This is a genomic window from Priestia sp. ABM2_011, from assembly GCF_056158845.1.
The window spans coordinates 2279233-2298838 of the sequence record NZ_JBSWUB010000001.1 but is presented as its reverse complement, the minus strand read 5'-3'; the positions used below and the strand labels follow the sequence as shown (position 1 = coordinate 2298838).

At 39.4% G+C, this 19606-nt stretch carries 19 protein-coding genes and 1 pseudogene; 3 read left to right on the top strand and 17 right to left on the bottom strand.

All coding sequences use genetic code 11. The features are described from left to right. Positions 1 to 92 precede the first annotated feature (92 nt). A complete protein-coding gene (locus ACXAE4_RS12505) occupies positions 93 to 1268 on the bottom strand; it encodes a C40 family peptidase (protein WP_028412780.1) in 1176 nt (391 codons plus the stop codon). 453 nt (positions 1269 to 1721) lie between these two features. Between ACXAE4_RS12505 and ACXAE4_RS12500 the strand changes: the two are divergent. Next, positions 1722 to 3246 (top strand): annotated as a pseudogene (locus ACXAE4_RS12500) (catalase); the annotation flags it as partial. Positions 3247 to 3463: 217 nt separating this feature from the next. Here ACXAE4_RS12500 and ACXAE4_RS12495 read toward each other — a convergent pair. Both ACXAE4_RS12495 and ACXAE4_RS12490 read right to left on the bottom strand, forming a co-directional pair. Then, on the bottom strand, positions 3464 to 3865 hold the full coding sequence (locus ACXAE4_RS12495; RefSeq protein WP_224980258.1) for a hypothetical protein: 402 nt from the start codon (positions 3863 to 3865) through the stop codon (positions 3464 to 3466). A gap of 305 nt (positions 3866 to 4170) precedes the next feature. After that, complete coding sequence (locus ACXAE4_RS12490) at positions 4171 to 5508, bottom strand: sodium-dependent transporter (RefSeq protein WP_114895869.1); 1338 nt, start codon at positions 5506 to 5508, stop codon at positions 4171 to 4173. Between the two features lie 172 nt (positions 5509 to 5680). Between ACXAE4_RS12490 and ACXAE4_RS12485 the strand changes: the two genes are divergently transcribed. Next, positions 5681 to 6133, top strand: a complete 453-nt coding sequence (locus ACXAE4_RS12485; RefSeq protein ID WP_289577986.1) for a hypothetical protein — start codon at positions 5681 to 5683, stop codon at positions 6131 to 6133. A gap of 41 nt (positions 6134 to 6174) precedes the next feature. Here the strand turns inward: ACXAE4_RS12485 and ACXAE4_RS12480 are convergent, their stop codons facing one another. After that, complete coding sequence (locus tag ACXAE4_RS12480) at positions 6175 to 6600, bottom strand: DUF6843 domain-containing protein (protein WP_033580617.1); 426 nt, start codon at positions 6598 to 6600, stop codon at positions 6175 to 6177. Positions 6601 to 6789: 189 nt separating this feature from the next. On the opposite strand from ACXAE4_RS12480, the gene ACXAE4_RS12475 reads away from it, so the two are divergent. Then, a complete protein-coding gene (locus tag ACXAE4_RS12475) occupies positions 6790 to 6936 on the top strand; it encodes a hypothetical protein (RefSeq protein WP_165351762.1) in 147 nt (48 codons plus the stop codon). Between the two features lie 18 nt (positions 6937 to 6954). Here the strand turns inward: ACXAE4_RS12475 and ACXAE4_RS12470 are convergent, their stop codons facing one another. From ACXAE4_RS12470 to kdpA, 13 genes are all read right to left on the bottom strand, one after another. Then, complete coding sequence (locus ACXAE4_RS12470; RefSeq protein ID WP_034327662.1) at positions 6955 to 7371, bottom strand: DUF350 domain-containing protein; 417 nt, start codon at positions 7369 to 7371, stop codon at positions 6955 to 6957. A 15-nt stretch (positions 7372 to 7386) separates the two neighbouring features. Next, entirely contained in the window at positions 7387 to 8646 is a 1260-nt protein-coding gene (locus ACXAE4_RS12465) for a glutathionylspermidine synthase family protein (protein WP_098113294.1), read from the bottom strand. Continuing rightward, positions 8646 to 8966 (bottom strand): hypothetical protein, encoded by a 321-nt coding sequence (locus ACXAE4_RS12460; protein ID WP_028412772.1) that lies wholly within the window; start codon positions 8964 to 8966, stop codon positions 8646 to 8648. Before ACXAE4_RS12460 ends, ACXAE4_RS12465 begins: the two co-directional genes overlap by 1 nt. Continuing rightward, the gene (locus ACXAE4_RS12455; protein WP_028412771.1) at positions 8966 to 9424 is read right to left on the bottom strand and encodes a hypothetical protein; all 459 of its coding nucleotides are present in this window, start codon (positions 9422 to 9424) and stop codon (positions 8966 to 8968) included. Before ACXAE4_RS12455 ends, ACXAE4_RS12460 begins: the two co-directional genes overlap by 1 nt. A gap of 115 nt (positions 9425 to 9539) precedes the next feature. Then, on the bottom strand, positions 9540 to 10001 hold the full coding sequence (locus tag ACXAE4_RS12450) for a hypothetical protein (protein WP_289577989.1): 462 nt from the start codon (positions 9999 to 10001) through the stop codon (positions 9540 to 9542). Between the two features lie 461 nt (positions 10002 to 10462). Further along, a complete protein-coding gene (locus ACXAE4_RS12445) occupies positions 10463 to 11350 on the bottom strand; it encodes a sulfite exporter TauE/SafE family protein (RefSeq protein WP_033580612.1) in 888 nt (295 codons plus the stop codon). A gap of 249 nt (positions 11351 to 11599) precedes the next feature. Further along, entirely contained in the window at positions 11600 to 12703 is a 1104-nt protein-coding gene (locus ACXAE4_RS12440) for an oxidoreductase (RefSeq protein WP_223546159.1), read from the bottom strand. An 81-nt stretch (positions 12704 to 12784) separates the two neighbouring features. Further along, a complete protein-coding gene (lepB, locus tag ACXAE4_RS12435) occupies positions 12785 to 13339 on the bottom strand; it encodes a signal peptidase I (protein ID WP_028412768.1) in 555 nt (184 codons plus the stop codon). 254 nt (positions 13340 to 13593) lie between these two features. Continuing rightward, positions 13594 to 14028, bottom strand: coding sequence for a CBS domain-containing protein (locus tag ACXAE4_RS12430; RefSeq protein WP_098113293.1), 435 nt, complete (start codon positions 14026 to 14028; stop codon positions 13594 to 13596). Between the two features lie 29 nt (positions 14029 to 14057). Beyond that, the gene (gene kdpDN / locus ACXAE4_RS12425; RefSeq protein WP_028412766.1) at positions 14058 to 15206 is read right to left on the bottom strand and encodes a KdpD-like non-kinase potassium sensor; all 1149 of its coding nucleotides are present in this window, start codon (positions 15204 to 15206) and stop codon (positions 14058 to 14060) included. A gap of 53 nt (positions 15207 to 15259) precedes the next feature. Then, positions 15260 to 15826, bottom strand: coding sequence for a potassium-transporting ATPase subunit KdpC (gene kdpC, locus ACXAE4_RS12420; protein WP_028412765.1), 567 nt, complete (start codon positions 15824 to 15826; stop codon positions 15260 to 15262). Between the two features lie 13 nt (positions 15827 to 15839). Continuing rightward, a complete protein-coding gene (gene kdpB, locus ACXAE4_RS12415) occupies positions 15840 to 17915 on the bottom strand; it encodes a potassium-transporting ATPase subunit KdpB (protein WP_028412764.1) in 2076 nt (691 codons plus the stop codon). 21 nt (positions 17916 to 17936) lie between these two features. After that, positions 17937 to 19598: a potassium-transporting ATPase subunit KdpA gene (kdpA, locus tag ACXAE4_RS12410; protein ID WP_176521429.1), complete on the bottom strand. Its 1662-nt coding sequence runs from the start codon at positions 19596 to 19598 to the stop codon at positions 17937 to 17939. Positions 19599 to 19606: the final 8 nt, after the last annotated feature.

Below are 19606 nucleotides of genomic sequence, written 5' to 3'. Positions count from 1 at the left end.
TCATACCAAACGACACAAAAATTTCCTACTTTTACGTTTACGGTGCATAGAAAAAAGGAATAGTTATGCAACTACTCCTTTTTGTTACACTCTTATAGGTAACGCTTTGCTCCTAAGTAACGTTTTGACCAGTAAGAGTTGCTTAATGATGTGATTGTTACGCCTGTTGAAGAACCTGCATGCATGAATTGACCGTTTCCGATATAAATTCCAGCATGGCTAGCTCCTGGTTGGTACGTTTCAAAGAAAACGATATCTCCAGGCTGAGGTGAACTTACACGCGTACCAGTTTGATAGATACTAGCAACTGTACGAGGAAGACTTACACCTACTGCATTGCGATATACATAGTTAAGGTAACCACTGCAATCAAATCCTCCAGGCGCAGCTCCGCCCCAAACATAAGGTGTTCCCATAAAACGTTTACCGTATGAAATAACTTTTGAAGCTGAGCTTGAGCTTGTGCTGCTTCCTGTTGATGTTGAAGGTTTTGAGCTGCTTGAGCTGCTTGAGTTTAATTTATTTAGCGTATCCGGACCCGCTTCTCCGTCTACTAATAAACCATTTGCACGTTGAAATGATTTTACTGCACTTGTTGTAATTGAGCCAAAGTATCCTGTTACACCAGCTGAGAAGTAACCTTTATTTTTTAGTTTTTGCTGAAGGCTGCTTACTGCTGAACCTTTCATACCTTGACGTAAAATAGTTGAGCTGCTAGAGCTAGAACCGCCAGTTGAAGCGCTAGAACCCCCATTTTTTAATTTACTTAACGTAGCTGGACCCGCAATTCCATCCACAGACAGTCCATTTGCACGTTGAAATGCCATTACTGCATTCTTTGTAATTGAACCGAAGTATTGAGTTGTAGTTCCTTTAAAATAGCCTTTATTCTTTAGCTGTTGCTGTAAAGATTGTACGTTTGGTCCTGTTGAACCAACGCGCAGCAATGAGCTTGAGCTAACTGATGAACTTGATGAGCTTCCGCTTCCTAGCAGTTTATTAAATGTAGCTTGACCTGCAATACCATCTGCTGATAAACCATTTGCGCGCTGAAACGATTTTACTGCGCTAGTCGTGATTGAACCGTAATAGTTTGTTGTTGTACCGTATGTAAAATAACCTTTGTTTTTTAATTTTTGCTGTAATTCTTTCACATCTGAATTACTTGTTCCTGGGTGCAGCGTAGCATCTCCTAAAGCAGCTTCACTAATTGTAGGTACTACTGTTAAAGATCCACATAACGCTAACGAATATATCAACTTTTTCATAAAAAAAGGTTCCTCCAATGCCATAATCTACTAATCTATAAGACGTTTACATTGTAACAACACATTATTACAAAATAACATCACTAATATTACATTTATGTTACAGGAAACGACAGTAGCGCAGCCGTATGGTGTATATTGTCGTAGTTTATTGTCGTTTAACACTTAATAAGTTCGACAAAAAAGCTAATATATTCCAATATTATTCCTTTTCCTACACTAATAATAGGTAAAAAATCACCCGTAACATTATCTTTATATTTCAAAAAAAACAATTTATTTTTTTTTGAAATGTGAAACTTTTTTTAAAATTATTCGTTTAGTGGATTTGTTCCCCCCTTCAGCAAAACAGCTTTTCTTCTAAAAATTTATATTATTTCCATATTAATGAATAAAAAAGCGCGTGCTGAAAAAAATAGTCTTGGTTATGTTTTAAATAAGGAGGATTATTTTATGAGCCATAAAGGCATTCATGGTACAAATGTTAGCGGATCAGGTGACTCGGAAGACAAACGCTATGCAAACGGAGAGAACGAGCAGACGCTTACGACGCGTCAAGGTCACCCCATTCGTGATAACCAAAATTCTCGAACGGTAGGCAACAGAGGACCTGCTACTCTTGAAAATTACCAGCTGATTGAAAAACTTTCGCATTTTGATCGTGAACGTATACCGGAACGTGTTGTTCATGCCCGAGGAACGGGAGCTCATGGATATTTTGAAACGTACGGAAAACTTGGGGACGAGCCCGTTGAAAAATACACCCGCGCAAAAGTTTTTTCAGGAGCAGGCAAACAGACGCCCGTTTTTGTCAGATTTTCTACCGTAACTCATGGAAAGGACTCTCCAGAAACGATGCGAGACCCAAGGGGATTTGCTGTAAAGTTCTATACAGAAGACGGGAACTGGGACTTAGTAGGAAATAACCTTAAAATATTTTTTATCCGCGATGCTATTAAATTCCCTGATTTGATTCATGCTTTTAAGCCCGATCCTGTGACAAACCGTCAAGATACCGAGCGTATTTTTGATTTTATTTCTCATACACCTGAGGCTATGCATATGATTACTTTTTTATTTTCACCTTGGGGAATACCTGCTAACTATCGGCAAATGCAAGGTTCCGGTGTTAATACATATAAGTGGGTAAACAAAGATGGCGATGCCTTTCTTGTTAAATACCATTGGGAACCAAAACAAGGAATTAAAAATTTGACCCAAAAACAAGCAGAGGAAATTCAGGCTAAAAATATCAGTCACGCTACTCAAGACTTGTATGAAGCGATTGAGAGCGGCAACTACCCTGAGTGGGAACTTTGTATGCAAGTCATGGAAGACGGAGAGCATTCCGAACTAGATTTCGATCCGCTTGATGACACGAAAATTTGGCCGGAAGACCAGTTTCCATTTCTTCCAGTAGGTAAAATGGTCCTAGATAAAAATCCAAGCAACGTATTTGCTGAAACGGAGCAAGTCGCATTTGGTACGGGTGTGCTTGTGGATGGGCTAGATTTTTCTGATGATAAAATGCTGCAAGGAAGAACGTTTTCTTATTCCGACACGCAGCGTCACCGTGTGGGAACAAACTACTTGCAACTGCCTATTAACGCGCCGAAAAAACATGTAGCAACAAATCAACGAGATGGTCAAATGGCCTATCATGTAGATGCAGCTCCTGGTCAGAACCCGCATGTGAATTATGAGCCATCTTCTCTTGGAGGTCTTCAAGAAGCGCATGATCATCCAAAACCTCATCAGCCTTATGTTGAAGGGAATGTAAAAAAAGAAAAAATTGACCGTACAAATGACTTTAAGCAAGCTGGTGAACGCTATCGTTTATTAGAAGACTGGGAACGTGATGAGCTTATTCAAAACTTAGTAGACGGTTTAAAATGCTGTCACCATACCGTTCAAACAAAGATGATTGAGCTTTTAACTCAATGTGATTTTGACTACGGCAACCGAGTAGCTAATGGTATCGGTCTTCTCATGCATGATGATGGTTCTTTAGAAATTGAAATGGGAGCAGAAATGACTCCTACATATGGGAAATTGCCAAAAGAAGGCGGTTCACCGCTAGGAAGCAACAAAGCTGCTGATGCGGTAGAAGAAGCTAATGAAAAAGGAAAAGATGCCCATCCTTACTAACAAAAAACATCCTGCAGCGACAGCAGGATGTTTTTTGGGTTAAACGCTTATGACCAAGTAACGGCAAACACGTGGTAGTCATTTTTTAACTGTGGCGCATCAATGGGTGTCCCGTGCTGATATCCTTGTGTAACTCTTTTAGGATGTAAGGGTTGAACCCATTCTTTCACTTGCTGGTTTGTACCATTTGCTAAAATATATACACAATCAGAAAATGCCCCGTCATTGTTTGGACTATCAACTTTTAGTACTTCCACTAACACATCTTGGACACACGTTTTTCTCTGAATACATGTAAGCGTATGGTAGATGATATCAGCGGACACATCGTTATTTAAACGAAAGCCCACCTTTTTTTGTTCAAAAAAAGACGAGAATGAGACGATTGGTAATGTCTTTTTTTGTTCATACGCTTGAGATAAAATCTTGACAAGAACTTCTCCACTCAAGATGATCCCTCTTTCTAAAAAACGCTTCATCACAACATATGTGAGCATAGGTTATGCTCATAGGATAATATATTATCATAGTTTAATTCTGTGGTGTTAGTCTTTTTTGGGGTTTTTACACTGGGAATTATACCCGCCTATTTCTTGCGTTTCCCCGGCGTTCTCGCTACTAGCAAAAGAACAAATAATAAAATAAATACCCCTGCTCCTACAAACATATCGTACAAGAAATCAAGCATCATACTCCTCCTTTCCCTCCAAAAAAAAACGCTGTTAAAACCAAGCGTTTTAACAGCGTTTTTTCGTTAGATAAAGCCTAGCATATTGATGAATACAATGATAATTAAAACAGGTGCGATGTATCGAATAGCAAGAAGCCATAAAGAGAACCAGCGCTTCACATTCGTCGAACCATGCTTAAACTCTTCAATTAACACATCTTTTTTCATTTTCCAAGGAACAAAGATGGCAATTAAAAGAGCACCGAGAGGCATAAGGATATTACTTACAAGAAAATCAAAAGCGTCAAAGATGCTTTTTCCAAAGATCGATACGTCACTTAATAGACCATACGATAGTGCTGAAGGTATTCCTACCACAAAGATTAGTAAGCCCGAAATCCAAGATAGCTTTATGCGCTTATGCTGCTCTCCTTTGGCTAATGAAGCAACAATAATTTCTAACATCGAAAACGCAGATGTTAAAGTAGCAAATAAAAACAGCGCCAAAAAGAAAGTTTGAAACACAATTCCGAACGGAAGCTGTTCAAAAATAGAAGGCAATACAATAAATAAAAGACCTGGTCCTTCCGTCGGCTTTACGCCCATTGAAAAGACTGCAGGGAAAATTGCCAAACCTGCTAGTAAAGAAATCAAAATATTTAACGCTGAAATTGAAATAGCCGATTTTGGCAAGTTTTGCTGTTTAGACAGATACGAACTGTACGTAACCATAACCGAAACGCCTACGCTAAGCGAAAAGAATGCTTGTCCCATTGCAAACAAAATGGTTTGGGAGGTAAGCTTTGAAAAATCTGGATACAAAAAGAAAGATACGCCTTCCATCGCTCCGTCTAATGTTAAAGAACGAATAATAATAATAATAAATAAAATAAAGAGAGCAGGCATTAAAATTTTGTTTGCTTTTTCAATACCATTTTGAATACCTCTTGCTACTACAACAATTGTTAAAAGAAGAAAAACAAATTGAGAGATAACAGCACTTGTCGGATTAGCAATGGTGGAGTTAAATAAACTCCCGTAGTCACTTACTCCATTGAGCTGACCCCTGACGCTTGCAAAAATATATTGTAAAATCCATCCTCCTACTACACTATAGAAAGATAATAAAATGAAGCATGTAATCACGCCTAAATACCCGATTCCTTTCCAAAGAGAACCGGGAGCAACTGCATCATAAGCACGAATTGCTTCTTTTTGTGTATGTCTACCTAGTACAAATTCAGCAAGCAAAAGCGGCAAACCAATAATTGCTGTAAACAAGATAAACAGTAAAAAAAAGGCCCCTCCTCCGCTTGTTCCGGCTACATAAGGAAGTTTCCAAATGGCTCCGATTCCAATTGCTGAACCGGCGGATGCCAAGATAAAGCCGAGTTTTGATGTCCATTGTTCGTTTTGACTCATGTTTTCTCACCATTTTTCTTTATTTATTCTGATTTGTCATACTATATCACACAACCCTGCTGTCGAAAAGGGTTTTTGTTGTTTTAACCCCCATCATGTGTTATGAATAGTATGTAGGTTTCATTATTTATTTTCGTAACTAAAAAAAGTTTGACAGTTAGAGGTACAAAAAATGACAAATCAACAAGTAATACAGCAGCAATTTTTAGATAAGTTCCTTGACTTTATCTTAGTAAAATGCCCAAACTGCGAACTATGTGCGCGAGTTGTAAAACTGGATAAAAAATTGAGCGGATCAACGCATTCATGCACGTGTCCTCACTGTGGTTATCTAGACGTCATCAGCGCTGAGAGCCAAGGACCGTTAGAACTTTCTGAAGCAGTAGATCCTTTTTTTCAGCTTCCGCTTTACTTGGAAACAATCTGCCCTGAACGTCGACTTTGGGCTTATAACTTAGATCACCTTCAATATATTGAATCTTATATTGAAGTTAAAACATGCGGGGCTTGTTTCGACGAGCTGTCGGTTGAACACTCATTGCCAGATTGGGTAATTCATAAGCAGGAAGAAGCACTAAACGAAATTCAACGTTTAAAAGACACCGTCTTTTGCACATTCAAATGAAGATAGAAAAGAAACGTTGCCAAGGAGGCAGCGTTTCTTTTTTACGAAGAACTTTCCTCGGTAAGTTTTCTTCGATAGTCCCCGGCCTTGTCGAACTCTTTTGCGGTGCCGACGAAAAAGTAGGTTACCGTATGATTTTTGTTACCTTGAGTCGTGCCATGAATCATCTTCCCTTGCTTCAATTGCTTTCGCTCTCCATTTTTATTTACATAGAAATATTTATTCCTTGCCCAGCCGCCGCCGCTTAAAAGCGTTTTGGTTTTCCCGACTCCCTGCTCGTTTACTTTAAATACAGTGTAGTCTCCTTCTGTCTTGCTAGGATTTCCGTTATCTTTATCATATTCGACCATAACCCATCCTTTGTACCCTTCTGGTATAAGGAAAATGCTCGGTTGAGACGTTTCATCTGGACGTCCACATCCAGATGCGATTACGATCAATAAAAACAAAATGAGCCACCTTTTCACTTTTCCCAACTCCTTTCTTAATAAAAGACGTGTCTCTATACTGCTTTTAGTTTTTGTTGAAGGTAAGATTATATTCTTTTTGCACCCCTCAATTTTTCCCAGTTTATCCAGTCAAATATGCTATATTTACGTATTGTTTGTCACACACTATTAGCAGGCGTTTACAATTTACATGGGAGGATAACAAAAATGAGCTATGTTTTTTTATTTATTTTGCTCTTTGTCATTCCGCTTTACACACAGCAAAAAATTGTTCGTGCCGACCGTGAAAATACACGTATATTATTACTAAGTGAACACGAGCAATCTGGACATAAAAAAAGCGATTCCCCGTAAAACAGGAATCGCCTTCTTTTAATATGTTAAGCTTCCAGCGACAATAAGGCCAACGGCTATCGATGCTGCAAAAAGAGTTACTCCAACCGCTACATTTCCTTCTTCTACTTTTTTGGCTAGGCTCGTTTTAGGCGTCATAATAAATTCAATAATCCAATATGTCACTACTTGAGTAATGATACCTACTACTCCCCAAAGAGTTGCATCTACCAAATTTAAGCTGTTGCTCCACACAGTGAAAATGACAATAGCAAGCCCAATTCCTTTTCCCCATAACTTCAAAGCGACTGCGACATTTCCTTTTTTTATAAGTTCACGATCATTAAATTTTGTTGTTAATTCAAATACGATTACTCCGATAAATAATAGCACTAATCCTACCGCTACGTGAGATAAAAAACTCCCTATACTAGCCCAATCAATCCATTGTGTCATTTTTAGTTCCCCTTTTCATTTTAATCCAATCGGCAAATAATACGATTCGTTATCCGTAATTTGATTTCCAGCTCGAATTCCTACTGCACTTGCTTTTCCATTTAATAAAAAGCACCCGTACATGATATGAGCCTCTACTGTTTTCGTTTGCGTCTTCATTTTTGCAGTTGGCAAAGGAATAAACTGTTGATATACAGCCGTGTATTCTTGATATGTCTTATGCTGATCTTCGTCTATTTTGATTCCGTCTTCATTATAAATTTCAACGGTATCTCCCTCACGACCAAACGATGGTTTCTTCACAAATGCTTGTTTTCTTTCAATAAATGGATCTTCTTCTAAATACGTTGGTAAAAAGTATGTTTCAATAATGTGATGCTCTTCTTTAGTGAAGAAAGGATGATGTTGTTCATACAAAGCCCAAATGAGTGCTTGCACGGCTTTAGACTGCAGTAAAAATGCAGAAGGCGGATTGATTATGGCTACTTGTTTTTGCTGTGCCAATGTTAAAAGCATGTGTCCGACTTTTTCATGCGTACTCGGATCTTCATCTTCAATTAAATGTTCAAACGGATAAGTTTGGCGATAGAGTACGTCTATTTTTTGTCCATGTTGATCATACACGCCCGCTTCTATATGTTCACCTTCTTCAACTGTAGAGGCAGGGACAATTCGAAGCTGCGATAACGGAACGTATGTAGCATCTACACGGGCTAGCTTCATTAAATAAAGAGTGGTTAGCTTATCTTCTTCATGTGTATCATGAGAAGAAAAAACGACGTTTGGATAGTTCGTTCTATCGAGCTCGTTATAAGCTTCAAAAATGGCGTGTTTTAATGCTAAAGCAAGCTTTTTTTCTTCAAGCTTATTAGGGTTTTGAACCTGAAAATGCCGACAGACTAACTCATTTACATGAAATAATTCTTTGATGAATGTAGGCGTATCCGCATTTAGTTCTAAAAGCTTGATTTGATCAGCCGTAACAGCAAAATCAAGGCGTGAAATAACACTTTCTGTTTCCATCGTTTTCAGTCGCAGGTACGGTAAACTGGCTTTTGGAAATCCTAAAGAAAGAAGCGTCTGATCATCTAATGAACGAAGTAAAGGTGCCGTTTTAAAAAATAGTTCCCCGATTTGATTTGCTGCTTCTTTAATAGAATGAATGATGTGAGAAGACTCCATATGTACGTCATAAAGAGCATACTCTGTTCCATATAAGTCGTACCAAAAATCTTGAATTTCTTTATAAAACATTTCTCGCTTTTCTTTATGCATTACCCGCCAAAACCGCCTTTAGAGCCGCTCCCAATTCCAGATTTATACGAGCTGCTTGATTTAAATGACTTATAGGACGATGATGAGGTCAGCTGTTTTTTAGACCCGTAGTAGCGCCCTCCGTGATAATATGAACCGCTGTGCGAAGAAGAAGAATCTGAACAGTAGTACGTTTTCGTATCTTCATCCCATTTCCACTTGTCGCACGATTTATCTTTCGGTTTAGCCGGTCTTGCCTGATCAGTTGAACCACAGGCAACGAGCGATGTCATTAAAGCAGTGGTCAAAACCCCCGCCATCATTTTTTTTGTTTTGGACATTACGCCTTTCCCCTTTCATACGTTACGCCTGTTTTTGTTACATATAAACTGTATACGCTGCGATCTTCATCAATTTCCGCAGAGTCTCTTTCCCATTCCCATCCATTATAGTATGTATAAACTGTTCCGATATAGCTTAATACGTCCAAATGCGTATAAAATGAAGAGACGAATAAAACTGGATGTCCTCGAAGAGAATTTAATTCGCGGACTTCTAACGTAATCTCTCTGTGATCATCTTCTGCTTGCTCTTTCGGTCCATTTTCATGTTCTTTTACATAAACAATATGGATATCATCTTCAACTGCAGATGAAGTTTGTTTATACGTTACTCCTTCTTTAACAAAAAATTCGCATTCTCTTCTTGCTAAAATTTGTTCAAGTTCAATAGACTGATAGTGATAAATAGATACAAACGTATCGTCAGGCTTTAGCAGTCGGTATTCTAACTTTGCCATTGTGCAACTCCTTTTGTGACTTTTTCGTGAACGTTCTTTAATAAATACGCACAGATTTTCAAAAAGTTTCAATTTTTCTCATATTAAAAGGCTTAGCTTTAAATAAGCTAAACCTTTATTTTTTTATCACATCTGTCACAACTTCATAACCGCCTGTGTATGGGTCGAATACATATTCAAGCATGCCGTTTCCACGATTAACTTTGAATAGATACCTGTATTTTTTAGGGCTGTCTTTTGCTGGATATACGTATTTTCCTTTTTGGAACTGACTTAGCAAGAGCTGTTCTCTTTGCGCAAGCATTTTTTTTGCTTCATTATAACCATACAGCGGGAGATTTTTGGCATAGAGAACCGGTATGAATACAAGTACAACGACTGAAATCGTAATAAGCCCTTGTTTAAACCACCGCATAAACCTCTTTGGATTTCGCGAAAGTAACATCGTTATGACAATTACTATTAACAAAGGAACAATATATACTTGCACATACGGAATGTTTGCAAATACAGGTCGATTAATCAACAAGACAATTACTTCGATAGCTGCTACTAATACTAAAATAAAATAGACCACTTACTCTTCACACCTCGACGATTCAATGAATTTTATATGTGTTAGAAAGTATTCCCACTCATGAATGAACTCGTCTATTGTATCATAAGACACAAAAAAAATATCTACGCTCGTCTATTTTACGGTATTCAGATACTAAAAGAGATTGAGACATAACAAAATCATCCCAATCTAAAGACGAGCATGAGATAAATACGCTAGTATGCTCCCTTGTTACACCATTGTTGACTTCCGTGCAAGGCTTCGTTTTCCGAGGGCGACCACTTTTGCCGTGTCTCACCTGTTCCGCTTTTTACGCGTAAGTCCTCGCCTTGCCCTCCGGCCAACAGCTAGAGGCCACTACATACATGAAACTGCCTTCACTCTAACCATAAAAAAATCTGAACACATTTGATTCTCTATACAGAATCAAACACGTTCAAATCTTTCTTTAACTAAGCTATTTTTATTCCATCCTTTTATTACGAAACTTCTACGTTTCGATTTTGATTATATTTTTTCCCTTGTAAAAATGAGTAAACGATTGCTGCTGCCCATACAATAAGGATAAATGCGTATACAGCTATCTGCGTTGAGCTGCTTGATACCCATGTATTTAAGAGTGTTCGAGCATTTGTTAAAATGATAAACCCACCAACAAGCGAACCAAGCAAGTGAGCCGGGATAATACGAACAAACCATGCAGCAATCGGAGCCGCGATAATTCCGCCAATCATAAGAGCGCCTACCCAGAACCAGTTTACCTGCTCCCAGCCAAGAGAAATTAAAAAGCCAAGTGTAGCCGAGACGGCAATAGCAAATTCACTTGTATCAACGGTTCCAACGACTTTCCGTGCTGTTGTGCCTTTTTTAGCTAGCAATACAGGCGTTGCAATCGGCCCCCAGCCGCCTCCTCCTGTAGCATCAGCAAATCCAGCAATTAATCCTAACGGAATGGACTGCTTCGTCGATAAAGGTTTGGTGCTCTTTTCTTCGTTTGTTTTAAACGTAAATAAAAAGCGAAATAACACATAAACTCCTAGGAGCAATAAGAATGTTGAAACGTAAGGTCTTACTGCATCTCCAGGTAAATTACTTAGAAAGCAGGCTCCTACAAAAGCCCCGATGGAACCAGGAATAATCAGTTTTAAAACCATCGATTTATCTACGTTGCCAAATTTAATATGTGAAACACCAGACGCTGCTGTTGTTACAACTTCTGCCAAGTGAACAGATGCCGAAGCCACAGCTGGTGCAATTCCAAACGTTAAAAGTAGGGTAGTTGATGTCACCCCGTACGCCATTCCAAGTGATCCGTCAATTAACTGAGCTAAAAAGCCAATAAGTGCAAACGTAATTAACTTTTTCATGTTGTCCCTCCACTTTAATCTTCTGTTAGAGAGCACAAAAAGGCCTCCAACAGTTGTTTGCTAGAAGCCTTCGGTATGTCCGATCAGCTGTCCGTTTTATAAATAAGTTGTTTATATTGTAATCCTAACTATTCCTAGAAGTCAACTGTGTTTTTAGTTTTTCTTTTAGTCTATGTATGCTGCTTGGTTATAGTATCAGTAAAATAAAATTCTTCTTGTTAAGTCAACAACATAAAAACGACCGCTCACTTAATAAGGGCGGTCATTTTTATGCATGTCTTGCCAGTGAGCTAGCACTTCAGGTGGTAAACTCACATCTTTATCTAATGACGTCACATCCATAGAAGTAGGCTCATCGCTATTTATCACTTTTTCTACCCAATCTGGCTGTACGACTAACGCTTGTTCAATCGTAATTAAAGCCAGACCTTGCTCAAAAGCTTCTGCGACTTCCGTTGCCGTAAGTCCTCCTGTACCCACAAGAGGGACCCGGTAATTGACGTGCTTAATGATCGAAGAAAGCAGTGAATGATTTTCTTCCCTTTTTGAGGTAGGTTCATGCAAAGCACTGATATGTAAATAATCAATTTCTGTATGAACAAGACGATCAATCCACTCAAATGTATCTTCCACTTTATTTCCTAAATAGCCTTTTTCTTTGGGCGCTAATGTATATCCCACAATAAATGGTTTGCCCGCATGTGCTGCTCGGCGCGTCACTTCACGAATAACTTCAAGTGCAAAAGTGAAGCGGTTTTCTGCGCTTCCTCCATAAGAATCACTTCGTTCATTGGCTTGCCTTGACGTAAACTGCTGCAGTAAACATTCATTTCCTCCGTCAATTTCCACTCCATCAAACCCTGCTTCCATAGCTCTTGTGGTAGCTTCGCCAAACGCTTGAACAATATAAGTTATATCGCGCTCGGTCATTTGAACAGGCTTTTTTCCTTTACGTTTGTGAGGCTTTTCACTAGGGCTAATTGCTTGCCACTTACTTTCCATTTCTACGCACTTTCTTCCCCCGTGCGATAGTTGCAGAATCGCTTTAGCTCCTCTTCTATGAATCATTTGGGTTAGTTGATGAAGCTTTCGTATGACCTGATCACGATGAATTCCGATTTGACCATGTGCTACTTGGCCATTTTCTGTGATAAACGCGGGGCCGATAATTACCGTACTGACGCCCCCTACTCGTTTTTCGTAAAAAGTCAGATCGATATCGGATATTTCCCCGTTTTCCCGTGAAGCGTATGTGAGGATAGGTCCCATTGCTAATCGGTTTTTCATCTCAAGAGCATCAACAAATTTAAAATGTTTAAATAACTTTTCATAGGCCGTCTTCAATTGATTCACACCTTTTTTCCTTAGCTTGCCCATCTATAAGCGGAGTAGACATCGGCATAAAAAAAGAAATACCTTTATCGGCATTTCTTTTTACGTTGTTTTTCTTATTTTTTTGACCGGATAAAATACAAATTCGCTTTTTCCGACAATTCGTTTTTCATCAATAAGACCTAGACCGTTGCGGCTATCCATACTGTACAGACGGTTATCACCCATTACAAATACTTCGTTTTTAGGTATTTGTACGGGTTCAAAATCTCCCGTAAGCTCCATATCCATGTTGTTGGCAATTTGACGATTCGTTTTTAAATAAGGTTCACTTACTTTTTTATCATCAATATAAAGCTGATCTTTTTTCATTTCGATTTTTTCACCTGGCAGACCGATTACTCTTTTTACATAATGCTTATTCTTAGCCTCATCTTTAATAATCACAATATCTCCGCGGCGAATATCATGGAGCGAATACGACAGTTTATTCACAAACAACCGCTCTCCGTTATGCAGCGTTGGGTTCATTGAAGCGCCTTCTACAATATACGGAGAAAATAAAAATGCGCGAATCATAAATACTAGAGCGATAGCGAAGATAATAGTTTTGAATATGCTGCGTAATTGATCGCTTTTTGTTTTTTCCGTAGTCAATATGCTTTGTCTCCTTTGTACAGCTCACTTTTCTTATGTAAAAAAGCAAGAAACCTCTTACTTTAACACTTATTCTAACTTAACCATAGAAAGAACTGAAATCAAATGTTTTATGTTATGTAAAAAAAGAACCTCTAACAAATGTTAGAGGCTTACATTACGCAAGTTTCGTCTTTACATCTCTTATTATAACATTAATTATATAAAAAAAGACTACCTTTTATGTAAAAATTATGTTTTTTACGCAAACTTAACTAAATCTTCACATTTAAAGGCGTTTCTCCATGTATAAAAAGTTGGGAGATACAATACTCTATAATCTCTCTTCGCCGCACGAGTCCAATAAAAATGTTTTGATCATCTACAACTGGCACAAAATTTTGTTCAGACGCGCGTGACAAAATACTTTCCATTTCATCGTTTATGGTGATAGCTTCGTAATCGCGATGTCTTGGAACCTCCTCAATTCGTAGGTGTTCTAACTCATGGAGTTCTATATGTTCTAAGCTTTTTAGCTTCCATAACAAGTCTCCTTCTGTCAAAGTCCCTACATATTCTCCTTTTTGATTAATAAGCGGCACAGAAGAGTAGCGATGATACTCCATTTTCTCCAATGCTTGACGGATTGTTGACCGTGTCGATAGGGTAACCACTTCTTTTTTAGGAAGTAAAAAGAACGCAATATTCACTCATATTCTCCTTTTGTTATATATGCATTTTATTTTTGTTGTTTTGCTGAATCTGAAACAATATGAATATCGATGTTATGAGTCTGTCGCATAATTGTATTCACAATAGAGCCTTTTCGAATCTCTTCCCATCTTGTCCTCGCTGATTGCCCTAGTAAGATTTGAGTAACGCGATACTGCTTGGCTACGTTCACAATCACTGCAGCTGGTTTTTGCTTTTTAGCTTCTTCAACAATTAGCGATGCGTGGAAACGGTCAGCGAATGCCTGCCACTGTTTGATTTGTGTTTTCTCCCTCTCAGTCTGATCGCCTTTAAAAACATGGAGCAGCAGCAAATCTGCTTTCAATCGGTTCGCCATTCTCCAGCCTCTTCGAATCAATTTTTCAGCTGTTTCACTGTATTGAATGCACACTAAAATGCGTTCGCAAATACCTGTTACACCAATTTCATGGGAATGAATGAGCTTACCGTCCACTTCATCCGCTATTTCTCTGAGCGTTAATTCACGAAGGGCATGGAGATTTGCGAGCTTAAAAAAAGACTGCAGGCTTTGTTCAATTTTATGGACTTCGTATATTTTGCCTTCACGAAGACGCTTTTGCAGCTGTTCCGGTGTAACGTCGACAAGTTGAATTTCATCTGCTTGCTCAATAAATAAATCTGGCACCGTTTCACGAACTTTTACTTGGGTAACAGCATATACGAGGTCATGTACGCTTTCCATATGCTGAATGTTCATTGCTGACATAACTGAAATACCTTGGTTGAGCAGGTAAGAAACATCTTCAAAACGTTTTTTATGGCGGCTTGTCGGTACATTTGTATGAGCGAGTTCATCGATAAGGACAACTTTTGGCCGCCTTCTTACAATCGCCAGTAAATCAAGTTCTTGTAATTCTTTTCCTTTATAAAAAACGGTTTCTCTTTGGATTACTTCTAGATTTCCAATCATCGCCTTAGTCTCATTCCTGCCGTGTGTTTCTACATATCCAACTACGACATCTACGCCTTCTTTGACTAAGTCATGCGCATCTTGAAGCATTTTATAAGTCTTCCCTACTCCCGGTGCGGCACCGATGTAGAGTTTAAGCTTTCCGCGCTTCTGATCATGAAGTTCACGCAATAGTTCTTCCGGAGTTTTTCTTCGAAAGTATGGATGAGCTTCTTTTTCTTTCATTGTTCGTGCTCCTTTATCACACTCGCTTCAGTGCATGAAGCGAGTGCGTGTAATTAGCGTTCTCGTTGAACAGCTAAATTTAGCTCTACTACATTTACTCGTTTTTCACCAAAAGCCCCTTGCTGAGTATGTTCTTTGATTAACTCTTTTAGCGTCTGGGTTTTAATATGGGCTGCTTTTGCCACGCGCTCTACTTGTGCATATGCAGCTTGTGGCGTAATATCCGGATCGAGTCCAGAAGCCGAATTCGTGACGGCATCAATCGGAATCCCTTCTTTTGGTACCTCGTTTTCTTTTTTCCACGCCGCTACGGATTTCTCGATACGATTCGTAAGGTCTTTATTTGAAGGTGCTAAATTCAACGAGCCAGACCCTGCCCCGTTATAATCAATACTAGAAACTCTGCCGTGAAAAAATGCATTGCTTGTAAACTGCTGCCCAATCAGCTTAGAACCGATAACTTGATGATTGTTTGAATAGATTAGGCTGCCGTTTGCTTTACTTGGAACAGCTGTTTGAGCAATACCTGTCATCACAACAGGATAAATAAGACCACAAAGTATCATCATCATAATCGTTAAGCGAACAATAATGCTTCCCGTTCGTTCTGTTTGTATCATCGTTTCTTCTCCTCTACATCACAAATGAAAGTAATAAGTCAATCGCTTTAATCCCAATGAATGGAACTAATACCCCACCTAATCCGTAAATGAACAAATTTTTTCGCAGCAGTGCGTTAGAACTCATCGGCTTATAGGCAATTCCCTTCATGGCTAAGGGAATTAACAGCGGGATAATGACCGCATTAAAAATAAGCGCTGACAATACAGCAGATAGAGGTGAATTCAGCTTCATTACGTTAAGAGCCTCCATTTGCGGAATCGCCAAGGTAAACATCGCTGGAATAATCGCGAAATACTTAGCAATATCGTTTGCGATGCTGAATGTAGTTAAGGCACCCCTTGTCATTAATAGCTGTTTTCCGATTGAAACGACTTCAATGATTTTAGTGGGATCCGAATCCAAGTCCACCATATTTGCTGCTTCTTTAGCAGCTGAGGTTCCGCTGTTCATTGCTAAACCAACGTCAGCTTGAGCAAGTGCAGGGGCATCGTTTGTTCCGTCACCTGTCATCGCAACTAGCTTGCCTTGCTGCTGTTCGTATTTAATCACTTGAATCTTGTCTTCTGGCTTGCATTCCGCAATAAATTCATCTACTCCAGCTTCTTTTGCAATAGTTGCTGCGGTTAGCGGATTATCTCCTGTGCACATGACTGTTTTAATGCCCATTTTACGAAGTTCATCAAAGCGTTCTTTCATTCCTGGTTTTACCGTGTCTTTTAAATAAATCAAGCCATAAATTTTATCATCGGCGGCGACGGCAAGCGGCGTGCCACCAGCTCCTGCAATTTCGTTCGCTTTTTGCTGTAAATCAGAGGGAACCTTCCCGCCATTTGACTCTACCCATGCCGTGACGGCGTCCACTGCTCCTTTTCGTACAGATACATTCTGTAAGTCAATGCCGCTCATTCGCGTTTCAGCTTTGAATTCTACAAACGTTCCCTGCGTTTTTCTAAGGTCTTCTACTCCCATGCGAGTTTGGATAAAATCAACCACCGAGCGTCCTTCTGGTGTTTCGTCGTAAAGAGAAGAAACAAACGCCCATTTGTACAGTTCACGTTCGTCTACGCCTTCTACAGTCGTTAACTGATGAGCCATTCGGTTTCCAAACGTAATGGTGCCGGTTTTATCTAAAATAATTGTATTGATGTCACCAGCTGCTTCTACTGCTTTTCCTGACATAGCAATCACGTTAAACTGCGTGACTCGATCCATTCCAGCAATTCCAATGGCCGATAATAATCCTCCAATCGTCGTAGGAATAAGGCAGACGAGCAGTGAAATTAAAATAGCCGTGTCGAGTTGAAAATGTAAATAGTTTGTAAAGACAGGAAGCGTCACAACAACTAGTAAAAAAATAATCGTCAAACTTGTCAAAACCGTGTTTAGCGCAATTTCATTTGGCGTTTTTTGACGCTCTGCTCCTTCAACAAGCGAAATCATTTTATCTAAAAACGATTCACCTTGCTCACACGTAATTTTAATTGTAATTTCATCGCTGACAACTCTTGTACCTCCAGTTACAGAGTTAAAATCCCCGCCTGCTTCTTTCATAACAGGTGCCGATTCACCCGTAATAGCCGATTCATCAACAGACGCCAGTCCTTTAATAATTTCTCCATCTCCAGGAATCATTTCGCCTTGTGAAACGACGACGATATCTCCTTTTTTTAGTTGCGATGCCGAAACTTGTATCATTTGCCCGTTTTGAAGCTGATTAGCTGTAATATCGCCTTTAGATTGCTTTAATGAGTTTGCCTGTGCTTTTCCTCGACCTTCTGCTAATGCTTCTGCAAAATTAGCAAAAACAATGGTAAAAAATAACACGAGAGATACGGCAACATTAAATCCTGTGCTTACTGTACTTTCTCCGAAAAGGTCCGGAACAACGGCTAAAAAAAGCGTAATTATAAACCCGATTTCTACTACGAACATGATAGGGTTTTTTATCATCGTTCTTGGGCTGAGCTTGATAAAAGCCTGCTTTACTGATTGAATAAAAATCGATGAAGCTTGTGTATCTACAGAACCTTGAATATGACTGTTGCGATCCAATTCAATATTGTTTGCAAAATTCCGTTTATTCATTATGATCCTCCGCTTTCTTGATTACAGTGTTAAATACTCAGCAACCGGCCCAAGCACAAGCACTGGGAAAAATGTAAGTGCTCCTACAATAACGGTAGTTCCAATTAAAATGCCGCTAAATAAAGACGTATCTGTTTTAAATGTCCCAGGTGTTTGGGGAACAAGCTGTTTGGATGCTAGTGAGCTCGATACCGCCAGCATCGTAATTAGTCCGAAGTAACGTCCAATATACATAACGATTCCCGTTGAAATGTTCCAAAACGGCGTTGCATCACCGAGTCCTTCAAAGCCGGATCCATTGTTTGCTGCTGACGACGTAAATTCATACAGTGCCTGACTTAACCCGTGAAAGCCTGGATTTGATATACCTTCTATTCCTAAATGAGTGGTAAGTGCTACAGCTGTTCCTCCTAAAATTAGCAGCGGCTGCAAAATAAGCGTCACGGCGATTAGCTTCATTTCTTTTCCTTCAATTTTTTTACCTACGTATTCTGGTGTTCTTCCAACCATTAAACCTGATAAAAATACGGCGATAATGACGTACATCATGACATTCATAAATCCTGCTCCGACACCGCCGAATACGGTATTTAACATCATATTTCCAAGCGTTAACAACCCGGTAAGAGGCGTAAGAGTATCGTGCATGGTGTTGACTGCACCTGTTTCACTTGCTGTCGTCACGATGGCGTAAAGCGTCGACATGCCGACACCAAAACGGACTTCTTTCCCTTCCATATAACCGTTCGCTTCGTTCAAATGAAAAGAATCAAGTCTTGGATTGCCGCCCCACTCTGTTACGAACGCTGTGCTTAAAATAACGATAAACAGCATACTCATCGCTACAAACAAGATGCGGCCTTGCTTACGCTGTCCGATCATTTTTCCGTATGTGAAAGGAAGTGCTGTTGGCAATAAAAGCATAAGGACGATTTGTAATACATTGCTCAACGCGTTAGGATTTTCAAATGGATGAGCTGAATTGACACCAAAAAATCCCCCTCCGTTGTTTCCTAGCTCTTTAATTGAAAGAAAAGAAGCAACTGGTCCCCTTGCTATTTGCTGTGTTGCCCCTTCTATTGTATGGGCAGTCACCGTTCCGCTTAACGTTTGAGGGACACCTAAAAACATAAATAAAATGCCTGTTATAAAAGCGATAGGAAGTAAAATACGCGTAATTGACTTTACAAAATCAACAAAAAAGTTTCCCATTTCTTTCCCTGCCAGCCCACGAATAAAAGCGATTGCTACTGCAAGTGCCGTTGCTGGTGCAGCAAACATCATAAATACAATGGCGGCCATCTGCGAGAAATAGGACAAACCTGATTCGCCGCTGTAGTGCTGCAAGTTCGTATTTGTCATAAAACTAATGGCCGTGTTAAAAGCAAGTGCCGGATCCATTCCTTTGATGTGGCTTGGGTTAAACGGCAGTACCCCTTGAAACCGGAAGATAAGGTACACCACAAAAATCATAAACGTATTCGCCAAAACAAGAGTAAATGCATATTGCTTCCACGTCTGATTAAGCCCTTTAATTCCTGCTGCTTTAAACATCACCGTTTCTATCTTTCCTATCAAGCTAGTGTTTTTATCGTTTGAAAACACATTCGCTATATAAATACCTACGGGCTTTGCAATAAGCGCTACAAAAACAAGCAGCAGCGCAACTGATAGTAGAAAAATCCCCACTT

What these genes read in the sequence shown, in the direction of transcription:
- ACXAE4_RS12505 (WP_028412780.1), bottom strand. Translation starts at nt 1,268, where the DNA reads ATGAAAAAGTTGATATATTCGTTAGCGTTATGTGGATCTTTAACAGTA.
- ACXAE4_RS12490 (WP_114895869.1), bottom strand. Translation starts at nt 5,508, where the DNA reads ATGAGTCAAAACGAACAATGGACATCAAAACTCGGCTTTATCTTGGCA.
- ACXAE4_RS12485 (WP_289577986.1), top strand. Translation starts at nt 5,681, where the DNA reads ATGACAAATCAACAAGTAATACAGCAGCAATTTTTAGATAAGTTCCTT.
- ACXAE4_RS12475 (WP_165351762.1), top strand. Translation starts at nt 6,790, where the DNA reads ATGAGCTATGTTTTTTTATTTATTTTGCTCTTTGTCATTCCGCTTTAC.
- ACXAE4_RS12470 (WP_034327662.1), bottom strand. Translation starts at nt 7,371, where the DNA reads ATGACACAATGGATTGATTGGGCTAGTATAGGGAGTTTTTTATCTCAC.
- ACXAE4_RS12465 (WP_098113294.1), bottom strand. Translation starts at nt 8,646, where the DNA reads ATGCATAAAGAAAAGCGAGAAATGTTTTATAAAGAAATTCAAGATTTT.
- ACXAE4_RS12460 (WP_028412772.1), bottom strand. Translation starts at nt 8,966, where the DNA reads ATGTCCAAAACAAAAAAAATGATGGCGGGGGTTTTGACCACTGCTTTA.
- ACXAE4_RS12455 (WP_028412771.1), bottom strand. Translation starts at nt 9,424, where the DNA reads ATGGCAAAGTTAGAATACCGACTGCTAAAGCCTGACGATACGTTTGTA.
- ACXAE4_RS12445 (WP_033580612.1), bottom strand. Translation starts at nt 11,350, where the DNA reads ATGAAAAAGTTAATTACGTTTGCACTTATTGGCTTTTTAGCTCAGTTA.
- kdpDN (WP_028412766.1), bottom strand. Translation starts at nt 15,206, where the DNA reads ATGAAAGAAAAAGAAGCTCATCCATACTTTCGAAGAAAAACTCCGGAA.
- kdpC (WP_028412765.1), bottom strand. Translation starts at nt 15,826, where the DNA reads ATGATACAAACAGAACGAACGGGAAGCATTATTGTTCGCTTAACGATT.
- kdpB (WP_028412764.1), bottom strand. Translation starts at nt 17,915, where the DNA reads ATGAATAAACGGAATTTTGCAAACAATATTGAATTGGATCGCAACAGT.